General features: G+C 58.9%; 16 protein-coding genes. 3 read left to right on the forward strand and 13 right to left on the reverse strand.

What is annotated here, in order from left to right; genetic code table 11:
• Positions 1-57: 57 nt before the first annotated feature.
• Positions 58-1,989, forward strand: coding sequence for a DNA topoisomerase III (locus FJD38_RS01075; protein WP_146383692.1), 1,932 nt, complete (start codon positions 58-60; stop codon positions 1,987-1,989).
• 20 nt (positions 1,990-2,009) lie between these two features.
• Here the strand turns inward: FJD38_RS01075 and FJD38_RS01080 are convergent, their stop codons facing one another.
• The 11 genes from FJD38_RS01080 to ccmA form a co-directional block, all read right to left on the reverse strand.
• On the reverse strand, positions 2,010-2,702 hold the full coding sequence (locus FJD38_RS01080) for a putative adhesin (protein WP_146383693.1): 693 nt from the start codon (positions 2,700-2,702) through the stop codon (positions 2,010-2,012).
• Positions 2,703-2,919: 217 nt separating this feature from the next.
• The gene (locus tag FJD38_RS01085; RefSeq protein ID WP_146383694.1) at positions 2,920-3,315 is read right to left on the reverse strand and encodes a hypothetical protein; all 396 of its coding nucleotides are present in this window, start codon (positions 3,313-3,315) and stop codon (positions 2,920-2,922) included.
• Positions 3,316-3,597: 282 nt separating this feature from the next.
• Positions 3,598-4,803, reverse strand: a complete 1,206-nt coding sequence (ccmI, locus tag FJD38_RS01090; protein ID WP_146383695.1) for a c-type cytochrome biogenesis protein CcmI — start codon at positions 4,801-4,803, stop codon at positions 3,598-3,600.
• Positions 4,796-5,272, reverse strand: coding sequence for a cytochrome c-type biogenesis protein (locus FJD38_RS01095; RefSeq protein ID WP_122782989.1), 477 nt, complete (start codon positions 5,270-5,272; stop codon positions 4,796-4,798). The genes ccmI and FJD38_RS01095 overlap by 8 nt, the downstream gene beginning before the upstream one ends.
• Entirely contained in the window at positions 5,269-5,805 is a 537-nt protein-coding gene (locus tag FJD38_RS01100; RefSeq protein WP_122782990.1) for a DsbE family thiol:disulfide interchange protein, read from the reverse strand. Before FJD38_RS01100 ends, FJD38_RS01095 begins: the two co-directional genes overlap by 4 nt.
• Positions 5,802-7,775: a heme lyase CcmF/NrfE family subunit gene (locus FJD38_RS01105; protein WP_167654240.1), complete on the reverse strand. Its 1,974-nt coding sequence runs from the start codon at positions 7,773-7,775 to the stop codon at positions 5,802-5,804. The genes FJD38_RS01100 and FJD38_RS01105 overlap by 4 nt, the downstream gene beginning before the upstream one ends.
• A 14-nt stretch (positions 7,776-7,789) precedes the next feature.
• Positions 7,790-8,248 (reverse strand): cytochrome c maturation protein CcmE, encoded by a 459-nt coding sequence (gene ccmE / locus FJD38_RS01110; protein WP_122782992.1) that lies wholly within the window; start codon positions 8,246-8,248, stop codon positions 7,790-7,792.
• Complete coding sequence (ccmD, locus tag FJD38_RS01115; protein WP_122782993.1) at positions 8,245-8,421, reverse strand: heme exporter protein CcmD; 177 nt, start codon at positions 8,419-8,421, stop codon at positions 8,245-8,247. Before ccmD ends, ccmE begins: the two co-directional genes overlap by 4 nt.
• Positions 8,418-9,176, reverse strand: a complete 759-nt coding sequence (locus FJD38_RS01120) for a heme ABC transporter permease (RefSeq protein WP_199750973.1) — start codon at positions 9,174-9,176, stop codon at positions 8,418-8,420. Before FJD38_RS01120 ends, ccmD begins: the two co-directional genes overlap by 4 nt.
• A gap of 85 nt (positions 9,177-9,261) precedes the next feature.
• Positions 9,262-9,930, reverse strand: a complete 669-nt coding sequence (gene ccmB, locus FJD38_RS01125) for a heme exporter protein CcmB (RefSeq protein WP_122782995.1) — start codon at positions 9,928-9,930, stop codon at positions 9,262-9,264.
• The gene (ccmA, locus tag FJD38_RS01130) at positions 9,927-10,496 is read right to left on the reverse strand and encodes a cytochrome c biogenesis heme-transporting ATPase CcmA (protein WP_233609143.1); all 570 of its coding nucleotides are present in this window, start codon (positions 10,494-10,496) and stop codon (positions 9,927-9,929) included. Before ccmA ends, ccmB begins: the two co-directional genes overlap by 4 nt.
• Positions 10,497-10,741: 245 nt before the next feature.
• Here ccmA and fliK point away from each other — a divergent pair, with 245 nt between their 5' ends.
• Both fliK and FJD38_RS01140 read left to right on the forward strand, forming a co-directional pair.
• On the forward strand, positions 10,742-12,313 hold the full coding sequence (fliK, locus tag FJD38_RS01135; protein WP_146383696.1) for a flagellar hook-length control protein FliK: 1,572 nt from the start codon (positions 10,742-10,744) through the stop codon (positions 12,311-12,313).
• Complete coding sequence (locus FJD38_RS01140) at positions 12,310-12,627, forward strand: EscU/YscU/HrcU family type III secretion system export apparatus switch protein (RefSeq protein ID WP_122782997.1); 318 nt, start codon at positions 12,310-12,312, stop codon at positions 12,625-12,627. Before fliK ends, FJD38_RS01140 begins: the two co-directional genes overlap by 4 nt.
• A gap of 223 nt (positions 12,628-12,850) precedes the next feature.
• Here FJD38_RS01140 and FJD38_RS01145 read toward each other — a convergent pair whose 3' ends face one another.
• Entirely contained in the window at positions 12,851-13,243 is a 393-nt protein-coding gene (locus tag FJD38_RS01145; RefSeq protein WP_146383697.1) for a DUF2802 domain-containing protein, read from the reverse strand.
• Positions 13,244-13,726: a chemotaxis protein CheW gene (locus FJD38_RS01150; RefSeq protein WP_122782999.1), complete on the reverse strand. Its 483-nt coding sequence runs from the start codon at positions 13,724-13,726 to the stop codon at positions 13,244-13,246. It lies immediately after the preceding gene.
• Positions 13,727-13,758: the final 32 nt, after the last annotated feature.

Here is a 13,758-nt window from a genome sequence, read left to right on the forward strand (position 1 = left end):
GTCTATTCTCTGCCCATGCTGTGCACCTTGTGTACAGCATGATGAATGAGCGGACCGATGCGGCTGTTTTTGTGTGAAAAACCCTCCCAGGCCAAAGACATTGCAGCCGTGCTCGGCGCCAGCCGACGCGGTGATGGCTGCTGGGTGGGGGCCAATGCCACAGTCACGTGGTGTATAGGCCATCTTCTTGAAACAGCCCCGCCGGACGCCTACGACGAGCGCTACAAGCGCTGGGTGCTGGCTGATCTGCCGATCATCCCCGCCAAATGGAAAATGCGCGTCAAGCCCAAGACCGCGAGCCAGTTCAAGGCCGTCAAGCGCTTGCTCGACGAAGCCAGCGAACTGGTAATCGCCACCGACGCCGACCGTGAAGGTGAAATGATCGCCCGTGAACTGGTCGAGCATTGCCGTTATCGCGGGCCCATTCAGCGCCTGTGGTTGTCCGCACTGGACGACGCCTCCATTCGCAAAGCATTGGCCGCACTCAAACCCGGCGCCGAAACCTTCAACCTCTACCACTCGGCTTTGGGCCGCTCCCGGGCTGACTGGCTGATCGGCATGAACATGAGCCGCCTGTTTACCCTGCTGGGGCGTCAGGCGGGTTATCAAGGCGTTCTGCCGGTGGGCCGAGTACAAACGCCGACACTGCGGCTGGTGGTCGACCGCGATCGCAGTATCAGCGACTTCGTGCCCGTCGCCTTCTGGGCCATCGACGTACAGCTCAACCACGACAGCCACCTGTTCACCGCCCAATGGCGCGCAGACCCCGACACCTGCGACGATCAAGACCGCTGCCTCAATCAGGCCCACGCGCAGCAGGCGGCGACGGCCATGCAAGACGCCAACAGTGCCCGGGTGGTTAAACTGCGCACCGAGCGCATGCGGGAAGTGGCCCCACTGCCCTTCGACCTGGGCACCTTGCAAGAGATCTGCTCGAAAAAGCTCGGTCTCGGCGCCCAGGAAACCCTCGACATCGCTCAAGCGCTGTACGAAACCTACAAGCTCGTCACCTACCCGCGCAGTGATTGCGGTTACTTGCCGCAAAGCCAGCACGGTGAAGCGCCCGCAATCCTTGCCGCCTTGGCTCACGCCGATTCGGCGCTGGCGCCGCTGGCCGGGCACCTTGACCCTCAGCGCCGTTCTCGGGCCTGGAACGACGCCAAAGTCAGCGCTCACCACGGCATCATTCCAACGGCTGCAGCAAAGAACCTTGAGCGCCTGAGCGGCAAACACCGTGCGGTCTATACCTTGATTCGCGCCCGCTACCTGGCGCAATTTCTGCCCAACCACGAATACGACCGAACCCAGGCTGACTTTGATTGCGCGGGCCAAGCCCTGCGCGCCGTTGGCAAGCAAATCGTCGAGCTCGGCTGGAAGCGCGCCCTGCCCGAAGCCCTGGCCCCGGCCAAAGGCCGCGAAGCCCCGGCCCCACAACCGTTGCCACGCTTGCACGAAGGGTTGGACTGCACTGTTGCCAACGTTCAGCTCAAAGACCTGTGGACCCAGCCGCCCAAACCGTTCACCGAAGGTGACCTGATCAAAGCGATGAAAAACGTCGCCAAGCTGGTGCAAGACCCACTGCTCAAGCAAAAACTCAAAGACACCACCGGCATTGGTACCGAAGCGACCCGTGCCGGGATTATTCAGGGTTTGCTTGATCGGGGTTACTTAAGCAAAAACGGCAAGGCCCTGGCTGCCACGCCAGCCGCATTCAGCCTGATTGATGCCGTGCCCCGGGCCATCGCCGACCCCGGCACCACCGCTATCTGGGAGCAGGCACTGGATATGGTGCAAAGCGGCGAAATGACCCTCGACATCTTCGTGGCTAAACAGGCCGCGTGGATGAGCAAACATATCGAGCGGTGCAGCGCCATGACCATGAGCATCAAAAGCCCGGCAAGCCCGGCGGGCGTGGCACCTGCGTGGAAGAAAAAACGCAGGAGTACGGCTACGAAAACAACCACCAAGCGCGCCGTGAAGAAAAAATAACGACGGTCATGGCGTCGTCATTACTCACGCTTTTGAACCTCTGAAAATGGCGCATATTCCCTTTTGCCCGAATGGCGGCTGCGACAGAAAAAACAATGCACTTTGCTATAGCCAGGTAACTGCTTCAGCACCTCCGACAGCGTCACAGATTTCCCTGATTTGATCGTCAAGACATCGTGAAAATTCAGCGCGTCGAGGTCTGCCAGTGACTCGATGGGCGGCTTTGGATTCAACGCCTGACTTTGATGAAAAAATGAAGAAACACCGCTTTCAAACGCATCAGAGTATCCCAGGTTGTAATCCCTGGACTCTTCCCCCACTTCGATGACCTCCACAGGAGGCACGGTTATTTTTCGCGCCTGAAACCTGAAAAAATCATTGGGCCGAGCTATTAAATCAGTCTCTTGTGGCGTGTAAAAATTCAGTACATGACTCGAATTCCAGACTTTATGAACCGGTGAACGCAAGGCTCCGTGAGCCTGGATGATCAGTTCTTTGGAGGCCGACGGGCTGTGCAATTCAAACTGCTTGATGGTGAATTTTTGATAATCCAGAGTGACCGACTTGTCGTAATTCAAGCCACTGGCACTGCGGTACGCATACAGCCCAAGATTATTGACTAACGGAACAGCCCCCCACAAATAAGGTCGTTGTGAGGGGGCGGCAGCCCTGCGACCCGGCTGCTCATGTTTCTCTATGGAGTGGTAAGGCATTGCCATCTCTCCTCTTGAAGGGGCAGGACAGAACGAAGCCGAGCGCGCTACAACGGGACATGCGAAAGCAGACCGCTGCGTCACGCTTGAGCCTAACAGGCTAAAGCCTGTGGCTGAACTGTCAGTTATTACAGCTCAACAACGTCATGAGTCACGCGCCAATCAAGCCTGACCCTCCCTGGAAGCACCCCTCGCAGCTGAGTGATGGCTCAGAGCATTACTTGAACTGCCGGCTCAACCCCGGCGGTACACCACTGATGTCGGTTTCTTCCCACGGCCCATTGGGGCGGACGGCGCGGCTCCAGCCGTTGTTCCAGCGGTAATACGCGCGCTGACGATAGAAGACGTTGGTTTGGTCATCCAGCACATACACCCCAAGCCGGGCATCCCAATGGCTCGGACCACCCGGCGGCGGCGCGAAGGTGGCCGAAGTGCGCGGCAGCGGCTTGGGCGGTTTCGGGATGGGCATGTCCGGCAGCGGTTTGCCGGATGGCTGTGTCGAGGGCGGCGGCGCAGGCGTGGACGGTTGAGTCGGCTCGTAAGGCTGATGAACCGCACAGGCGCTCAAGCCTAACGCCAGGCTGAGCAAGGTGATGCGTGCAAGTGGATTCATGACAATTTCTCTTGTTTAAACATTATTCAGACAATTATTTAGGTAGCCGCTGACCAAGGCATGCAAAAACCTGTAGCAGCTGACGAGCTCCGCGAGGCTGCGATCGGCGGCATAGCCGCCGTAAAACCATTCAATCCGGTGAGTCAGGCGTATCACAATGAGCGGGTATGTGATGGCTCAAACACCCTGCTCATTGAGCTTGCGACGATTGCATCGTCGAACGCAGCCTCGCACTACTCGACAGCTGCTACGAGGTTGGGCGTCCTACGCGCTCAGCAATGGTTATTGCTTATCCGGGCTATCAATCGTCAACTGCTGCAACTCCCGGGTGCTGCTGGCCATTGGCTGGCTGCGCCCTACCCACTCGCCCGCCGTCGGCTGACCGGCGCGTGAGACGCGGGCCATCAGTATGACTTCAGGAAAGTTGGACAGTTTCAATTGCGGCATCATGGCGTCCACATCCCCCAGCTCCACGGTAATGGGCAAATCCGCTACGGTGACGCGCTTCACCGCCAAAGGCGCCGGTGGGCCCGATACTGCACGGGCGAAAATAAACACGCTGTCCCCCGGCAACACGGTCGCTTTGGCCGCATCCGCAAGATCCACACTGACTTTGATTGAGGCCAGCGACTTGGCCTGTGGCGCTGTCTCTATTTTTGCGCCACTGGCCAGCAGTTGCTCACGAGCCTTTTCGATGCCGCCTTGCAAGGCGGCACGTGCCTGATCGCCTTCGGGCAGTTCATTCATCAAGCGCTGCCAGTAACCGATCGCCTCTGCAAAGCGCTTGTCTTCAAAGGCTGCTATGCCGAGCAACCCCAGACTGGTGACTTCTTTGGGATCGGCTCTCAAGGCTTCATCAGTCAGCGCCTGTGTTTTCTCGCTCCATTGCTTGTTGTCGGCAAAGTACTGCGCCTGCGCCCATTGGCCTAACAATTGAGGCTGACGCCCGGCCAGCGCGGCGCTGCGTTCAAACACCCGGGCAGCATCGGCCGGGCGGTTTTGGGCCATGTAGGCGCGTCCCAGAAAGTACCAGCCTTCAGCCGATTCAGGCTGCGCGGCTGCCGCACGCTCAAGGCGCGACACCATGTCTTCAAGGGACTGCGGCGGCTGGGAAAATTCTGCCGTCAGCTCAACCTTGTCGCTGGCGCCAAAATGCAGGTACAAGCCCAGCCCCAGCACCGGGACCATAACCGCAGCCAACAAGGGTAACGCTTTGCCCAAACTTGAAACCCGCGCCGGCCCCACACCTTCGGTGTCAGCCAACAGTTCGCGAGCCGCTTCTGCACGGCCGTCTTCAAACTGCTGCGGGTTCAACACGCCGTCTTCGAACTGGGCCTGCAACTCAGCCAGGCGTTCCTGATACAGCGCCACATTCAGCGCGGTACGGTCTTCCTCACGCTGGGCACGGCGCCCGCGCAACACCGGGATCAATAAAAAACTGAGGGCGATCAGTAGCAGCAAACCGGCTGCGAGCCAGAATTCAATCATCTTGGTTTTTATCCAGCAAAGCGGCGAGGCGCTGACGCTCCTCGGAAGAAAGGGAGCCCGCGCCTTCGGCCTGCAGAACTCGTCGACGGCGCCCGACTATCACGCCGATCAGCACCACTCCGCCGACCAGCAAAGCCAGAGGACCAAACCACAGCACGGAGGTTTTGCCGGTCAGGGCCGGTTTGTAGCGTACAAAGTCACCATAGCGATCGACCATAAAGTCGATGATCTGCTGATTACTTTTGCCCTCACCGAGCATGCGGTAGATCTCGCGACGCAAGTCGGTGGCAATCGGCGCATTGGAGTCGGCAATGTCCTGATTCTGGCACTTGGGGCAGCGCAGCTCCTGTGTCAATTCACGAAAACGCGCTCGCTCGGCATCATTGGCAAACTCATAGGTGTCGATGGCCGCATGGGCCGCGCCGGTCAGTGTCAGGCCCAACGCAACAGCCGCTAACCAGCGCTTCATGGCCGGGCCTCGTCAACCAGTGCCTGATAACGGCTGGCCAGTTGTTCGCGCCAGACCGTTTCGTCAATCACACCGACAAATTTGTGACGAATCACGCCTTTGCTGTCGATCAGAAAGGTTTCAGGGGCGCCGTACACCCCAAGGTTCAAGCCTAACGAGCCGTCAGCATCGTTGATGTCGAGTTGATAGGGGTTATGGAAGTCTTTGAGCCACTTCTTCGCATCGGCATTGACGTCTTTGTAGTTCACGCCATAAATCACCACGCCCTGCTCGGCCAGCTTGGTCAGCACCGGGTGCTCGACCCGGCACGAGATGCACCAGGTGGCCCAGACGTTGACCAGTGCCGGTTTGCCCTTGAGGTCGGCTTCAGTCAGGGTGTTGTCGCCCTCAACAGACGGCAGGCTGAACGCAGGGAACGGCTTGTCGATCATCGCCGACGGCAACTCAGTGGGGTCCAGATACAAACCTTTGTACAGAAACCACGCCATGCCTAAAAACACGGCCAGCGGGATCAGCATCAACCAGCGTTTCATACAGTGGCTCCCGTCATGCCCAGCGCATCACGCACACGGCTTTTCACTTTGACCCGATAACGACGGTCCATTGCAGCCAACAACCCGCCAAAGCCCGTCAGCAAACCGCCGAACCAGATCCAGCGGACAAAGGGTTTCACATGCACCCGCACCGCCCACGCGCCATCACCCAAAGGCTCACCCAACGCCACATAGAGGTCACGGGTAAAACCTGCGTCGATCCCGGCTTCGGTCATCATTGAGTTCTGTACCGTGTACAAGCGCTTCTCCGGGTGCAGCACGCTGACTTCCTTGCCATTGCGGATCACCCGCACCGTGCCTTTGTCCGAGGTAAAGTTCGGCCCTTCGAAGTGGCGTGCGCCTTCGAAAATAAAGTGATAACCGCCCAGCTCCATCGACTCGCCCGGTGCCAGACGCAAATCACGCTCGGCACTGTTCTGGCTCGACAACACCACGCCCAGCGCGCAGACCGCGATGCCCAGGTGAGCAATCTGCATCCCCCAGTAACTGCGGGTCAGGCTGCGCAGCCCTTTGATCAAGCCTTTGTGGCGGGTTTTCTCGCCAATGTCGCGCACCCCGGCCAACAGCACCCAGGCCGCCAGCATAAAGGTGGCTAACACCGCCCAGTTGAAATCACCCCACGCCACACCCGCAATCACCGCCAGCGCCGCGCTGCCGAGCAACACCGGGGTCAGCATGCCCAGCAGCCATTTGACTGGGGTGTCTTTCCAGCGCACCAGCACACCCACCGCCATGACCACCATCAACAGGGCCATCAACGGGACAAACAGCGCATTGAAGTACGGTGGGCCGACCGACATTTTGGCGCCACTGATGGCATCCAGAATCAACGGGTACAAAGTGCCCAGCAAAATCATTGACGCGGCCACTACCAGAATCAGGTTGTTGCCCAGCAGCAAGGTCTCGCGCGACCACAGCTTGAAGCTGACATGACTTTTAACCACAGGCGCACGCACAGCAAACAGGGTCAGTGAGCCGCCAACCACAAACAGCAGGAAGATCAGAATAAACACGCCGCGCTCAGGATCGGAGGCGAAGGCATGCACCGACGTCAGCACACCCGACCGCACCAGAAACGTGCCGAGCAAACTGAGCGAAAACGCAGCGATGGCCAGTAACACCGTCCAGCTTTTGAACACACCGCGTTTTTCCGTCACCGCCAGCGAGTGAATCAGCGCAGTGCCCACCAGCCATGGCATGAAGGAGGCGTTTTCGACCGGGTCCCAGAACCACCAGCCGCCCCAGCCCAACTCGTAGTAAGCCCACCACGAACCCAAGGTGATGCCGATGCCGAGAAAGGCCCAGGCGACGATGGTCCAGGGGCGCGACCAGCGTGCCCATGCAGCATCCAGTCGCCCCCCCAACAAGGCTGCGATGGCAAAGGCAAAGGCCACCGAGAATCCGACATAGCCCATGTACAGCATGGGCGGGTGAACGATCAGGCCAATGTCCTGCAAGAGCGGGTTAAGGTCATTGCCATTGGCAGGAATTTGCGGCAACAGGCGCGCAAAAGGATTTGAAGTGACGATCAAAAACAGCAAAAAGCCGATGCTGATCATGCCCATGATCGCCAGCACCCGCGCCAGCATCACCTGCGGCAATTGTCGCGAAAAGATCGACACGGCAAAGGTCCAGCCGCCCAGAATCATCGCCCACAACAGCAGCGAGCCTTCATGAGCGCCCCACACGGCGCTGAATTTGTAGTACCAGGGCAGCGCGCTGTTGGAGTTGCTGGCGACATACCTGACCGAAAAATCATCCGTCATGAACGCGTAGGTCAGGCAACCGAACGCAAACAGCAAGAAGGCGAATTGGCCCCAGGCCGCTGGTTGCGCCAGGCTCATCCATAACTTGTCGCCGCGCCAGGCGCCCAATAGCGGCACAGTGGCCTGCACGATGGCGAAGCACAGGGCCAGAATCATGGCCAGTTGGCCCAACTCAGGAACGATCAATCCAAACGTCATCACTTAACCTCTTGGGCCGGGACAGGTGCCGACTGGCCACTTTCATTGAGTGCCTTGGTGACTTCGGGCGGCATGTATTTTTCGTCATGCTTGGCCAGCACTTCGTCGGCCACCACCACGCCCTGAGCATTAAGCTTGCCTAACGCGACGATGCCCTGCCCTTCACGAAACAGGTCTGGCAGGATGCCGCGATACTGAATGGTCACCGACTTGTTGAAATCAGTGACCACGAACTCGACATCCAGCGAATCCCCGGAGCGCTTCAGCGACCCGGCTTCAACCATGCCGCCCGCGCGAATTCGCGTATCCAGTGGCGCTTCGCCACTGGCAATTTGAGTCGGGGTGTAGAACAGGTTGATGTTCTGCTGCAAGGCACTCAACGCCAGCGCAACAGCCGCCCCGACGCCGACCAGAACGGCGAGAATGATGATCAGACGTTTCTTGCGCAGCGGGTTCACTTCGCGTTCTCCCGGCGCAGACGACGCGCCTCTTGTTGCAGATACCGACGGCGCGCCAGCAAGGGCAGCGCCACGTTCAACCCCAGTACCGCCAGGCAAATGCCATAGGCCGACCAGACATACAGCGCATGATGGCCCATGGCCAAAAAGTCGCCCAAAGAATCAAAGCTCATCGCGTGCCCTCCAGCGCTTTTAACACCTCAGCCTTTGCCCAACTGCTGCGGGCTTCGCGCTTGAGCACCTCAAGGCGCATGCGCAACAGCAGCACGACACCAAAGAAGCAATAAAAGCCGACAACGGTCAGCAGCAAGGGCAGCCACATGTCCACCGGCATCGCGGGCTTTTCGGTCAGGGTAAACGTGGCGCCCTGATGCAGGGTGTTCCACCATTCCACGGAGTATTTGATGATCGGGATGTTGATGACGCCGACAATAGCCAACACCGCACAGGCCTTGGCGGCGCTGTCACGATTGCTGATGGCGTTGCCCAGGGCAATCAGGCCGAAATACAGAAACAGCAAAATCAGCATCGAGGTCAGACGGGCGTCCCAGACCCACCACGCCCCCCAGGTCGGCTTGCCCCAGATCGCCCCGGTGATCAGTGCCACAGCCGTCATCCAGGCGCCAATGGGCGCAGCGCTTTGCAGGGCGATGTCAGCAATTTTCATCTTCCAGACCAACCCCACCACCCCGCACACGGCCAGCATCACGTAGCAGGACTGCGCCAGCATGGCCGCGGGAACATGGATGTAAATAATTCGGAAGCTGTTGCCTTGTTGGTAGTCCGGCGGTGCAAACGCCAGCCCCCAGACTACCCCGCAACTGATCAGCAACACGGCAGCAATGCTTAACCACGGCAACAACCGCCCACTGATGGCATAAAACCATTTGGGCGAGCCGAGTTTGTGAAACCAAGTCCAGTTCATCACGCTGTTTCCATCACGGTGCCAGTCACGACCTGTTGAGTGTCGTGCCAGCCAGGGTCTTTACTGGCCTGTGCAAGGCCAGACCTCATTATTCGCCGACGCTGATTTTCAGCCCGGCCGCTATAGCAAAAGGTGTCAGGGTGACGGCCAAGGCAGTCAAACACCCCAGCCACAATAAATATCCGGTCGCAGGCATGCCTTGCAATGCCGCCTGCAAGGCGCCACTGCCCAAAATCAGCACCGGAATATAAAGAGGCAAAATCAGCAGTGCCAGCAATAGTCCGCCCCGTTTGAGGCCCACGGTCAGCGCGGCGCCCACGGCACCGAGCAGACTGAGTACCGGGGTGCCCAGCAACAGCGACACCAACAGTACCGGCAGGCAGGCCACCGGCAACCCCAGCATCAACCCCAGCAGGGGTGAAAGGATCACCAGTGCCAAGCCGGAAAACGCCCAGTGTGCAAGCACCTTGGCCAATACCAGCAGCGCCAGCGGGTGCGGTGAAAGCACCCACTGTTCAAGTGAGCCGTCTTCAAAATCACTGCGAAAAAGGCCGTCCAGCGAGAGCAGCACCGATAAGAGTGCGGCGACCCACAGCAGCCCCGGAGACAGGGTTTTCAACAGCTGTGTTTCGGGGCCGACCGCCAGCGGAAACAAGGCGATCACCAGCGCAAAAAATACCAGCGGATTGAGCAGTTCAGCCGGGCGGCGAAACAACAGGCGCGCCTCACGCGCCACTAACGTGGCGAACACATTCATGGTGCCCAACGCCCAAGGTCAATATCGCGATAACCGGGCGGTGTGCGGTTCAAGGTGTGGTGAGTGGTCAGCACCACCGCGCCGCCGCGCTCGCAGTGGCTGGCCAAGTGCTCTTCAAGATCGGTAACGCCCTGTTTGTCGAGCGCGGTAAAGGGTTCGTCGAGAATCCACAGCCGTGGGCTGTCCAGATATAAACGGGCCAGGGCAACGCGACGCTGCTGCCCGGCCGACAATGTATGACACGGCACATCTTCAAAGCCCTTAAGACCGACACTGGCCAAGGCTGACCAAATAGCCTTGCGCGATGCGGGCCGATGCAAGGCGCACAACCAGGCGAGATTCTCTTCAGCACTGAGCAAATCCTTGATGCCGGCCGCGTGACCGATCCACAGCAGGTGGCGGCCCTGCCCCTCAAGCGCTTCGCCATTGAGGCGCACTTCGCCCGCAGTGGGCTGCATCAGGCCCGCCAATAAACGCAACAGGCTGGTTTTGCCGCTGCCATTGGGGCCGCTGATTTGCAGCATGTCGCCACTGGCCAGTTGCAGGTCGAGGTGTTCGAACAACATCCGCCAGTCACGCTCACACGCGAGCGCTACGGCGTCTAGAAGAGGGCTGGTCACGTAATTGAGGCCTTCACGGTTCAAGTCGGCTCAGGCGCGGCCGTTAAAGTGATGCAGGATAAATGCATTTGCGGCCTGTTTAAGAGAGCTGGATCAAACATTTGTGACGTTCTGCCACTCTCTAAATGACGGGGCGGCATTATACATGCCATGTCCTACATAAAAGAGGGCATTTTCGACAGGTTGTAACGATGAAAAGCGACATAACTATTCCGCCCGTCCTACCTGCGAACCCGGCCAGTGTACGCCCCGGAGTCGCTGGCGCGCAGGAGTTCAAGCTGCTGTCTCCTCTGAACGGCCTGATAAGCCCCGGGCAAACCGCTCAGGCCCAGGTGCTGTCGCTGAAACAGGGCGATGCGAGTTTTCAACTGCTGCTTAACCTGACCCTCGAAGGCGGGCGTCAGACTAACGTGCAAGTCAGCAGCCTCCAACCCTTCGCGCTCGGCACGTTGTTGACCGTCAGCCCATCTTCCGCCGGCAGCCTGGCGATCAATCTGCAACAAGGCGTGAGCGGCACCAGCGCCCCGCTCACCCGCCTTGACCTGCAACAGTTACCGGTGGGTACGCTGCTGCAAGGTAAAGTGCTTGGCAGCTATCTGCTGCCCCAGACAGCCGGGCAACCGGCGGTCTATCGCTCACTGGTCAGCGTGCTCAACACCGCCATGAGCACCCGCACCCTGACGCTGGACAGCCCGCAACCGTTGCGGGTCGCCAGCTTGTTGAGTGCACAGGTTGAAGATGCACACACCTTGAGTTTCGTCCCGCTGAGCGGTCGACAAGACCAACTGGCGCTGGCGCAACAACTTGCTGCCCAGCAAAGCCGCCAGGGTTCATTGCAAGGGCTGCTCAGCGCTCTGCAAAAACTGCCCCCCGGCGATAACCTGTCCGCCCCGTTGCGCGCTTCGATCGACACCTTGCTGGCCGGGTTACCGACTGCGCCGCAATTGAGCAACCCGGCCCTGCTGAAATCAGCCCTGCTTAACAGCGGCGCATTTCTGGAAGCCAACCTGCTCAATGGCCAGCCCCAGTCGCTGAATGTAGACATGAAGGCCGCGCTCCTGCGCCTGATTGCGCAAATCCTGCCCGGCACACCTGCCAACCCCAACTTCAGCTCAGGCATCGCTGCAAGCACCCAGGCCCAGGCCATGCCGACATTTGTGCGCACTGCGCTGGGCATGCTTGGCCAGATCAGCGCCAAGCCACAGTACGGGGGGTTTCCGCTGCCACAACGCACACTGCACAGCAGCGATGGTGAAGACAGCCTGCAAACCCTTCTCAAGTTGGCCGCTGCGGCCCTGTCACGCCTGCAAAGTCATCAGCTGTCCAGCCTTGAACAAAGCACACGCACGGCTGATGGCAATCTGCTGACCACCTGGCAGCTGGAAATCCCAATGCGCAACGCCCACGACATCGTGCCGCTGCAAGTCAAATTCCAGCGTGAAGACCCGCCCGAAAAAGATGCGCAAGACAGCCCTGAGGTGCGCGAAAACAAAGATCCGCTGTGGCGCGTTGAACTGGCCTTCGACCTGACACCGTTGGGCCCTTTGCACGTACAGGCGCAGCTTATTCGCGGGAACTTGTCGGGGCACTTGTGGGCACAGCGGGTATTTACCGCCGAACTGATTACCAGCCAGTTAGGTCATTTGCGCCAACGCTTGAACGATGCAGGATTGACTGTGACTGATCTCGACTGCCATCAAGGCACGCCACCGCAAGGTGCTCAAAGCCCACTGGAACAACGCTGGGTGGATGAAACAGCATGACCCGACAACCCGAACCGCGGCAGGCCATTGCGCTTAAATACGACGGCAAACAAGCACCCACGTTGACCGCCAAAGGCGACGACGCTCTGGCAGAGGCCATTTTGCAACTGGCCCGCGAGCACGAAGTGCCGATTTACGAAAATGCCGAACTGGTGAAACTACTGGCACGGATGGAGCTTGGAGACAGCATCCCGCAGGAGCTGTATCGAACACTGGCAGAAATCATTGCTTTTGCCTGGCAACTCAAAGGCAAATTCCCGGAAGGGTTTGACCCCGATGAACAGCCCGTAGAGCGCGATATCACCCCAGGCTAAACACCTTAAACAGTAACGAGCACGCTGGTGGACGCTTGCACAGAGTGCTGCGCAAGGTCTAAACCCATGTAGCCGCTGTCGAGCACCGCGAGGCTGCGTTCGACGATGCAATCGTCGCAAAACCGAGTTCCTCGTTGTATCTGACACAGTGAGAATCTCAACCTGCGACAGCTACACCGTCGATCGCAGCCTCGCGGTGCTCGTCAGCGGCTTCGGCCTTGTGTCAGCCCTTGTGCATCTTGCTCATCAACTCGGCTTCAGCCTGAGTCAACCCGCACGACTGAGTCAGTTCATCGACGCTGGCGCCCATGCTCACCAGGCGCGCGGCCTGATTGAACGACAGGCTGGTGGGATCGCGTTGCTCCAGCTGCGCCAGCTTCTCGGGCAGCGGCGCGACCAACGCGCTTAGCTCCAGCAAGTCTTCGCCCATCTGCACGCTGCCGTTCTGGTAGGTGTCCAGACGCCGCGCCAGCTCCTTGATCCGCCGGTCACGCTCGGCATCTGCCGTGGCCTGCTGCGTCGCCAGATCGCGCTGGCGGCGCTGGTAAGAACGGAACTGCCAGAGGGTAACTACCCACAAGAGCGCCAGAACGATTACTGCTACCTCAAGGATCAATCAGATGTTCTCCAGGTCCGACCATTCTTCTTCGGTCATCATTTTGTCCAGCTCAACCAGAATCAGCAGCTCGCCGTTCTTGTTGCACACACCCTGGATAAATTTGGCCGACTCATCGTTGCCCACATTCGGCGCCGTTTCGATTTCAGACTGACGCAAGTAAACCACTTCCGCCACGCTGTCGACCAGAATGCCGACCACTTGTTTGTCAGCTTCGATGATCACGATTCGTGTGTTATCGGTGATTTCAGCGTTATTCAAACCAAACCGCTGACGGGTATCAATCACAGTGACGACGTTGCCGCGCAGGTTGATGATGCCCAACACGTAAGAAGGCGCACCCGGTACAGGGGCGATTTCGGTGTAGCGCAGCACTTCCTGCACTTGCATCACGTTGATGCCGTAGGTTTCGTTGTCCAGCTTAAAGGTGACCCATTGCAGGATCGGATCTTCACTACTCTGTTGTGCGGCTGACTTGTTCATGCACCAAACCCTTAACTAAAAAACCGCTGATG

Origin of the sequence: Pseudomonas saxonica (assembly GCF_007858365.1) — a bacterium.
In the GTDB taxonomy this organism is placed as follows: domain Bacteria; phylum Pseudomonadota; class Gammaproteobacteria; order Pseudomonadales; family Pseudomonadaceae; genus Aquipseudomonas; species Aquipseudomonas saxonica.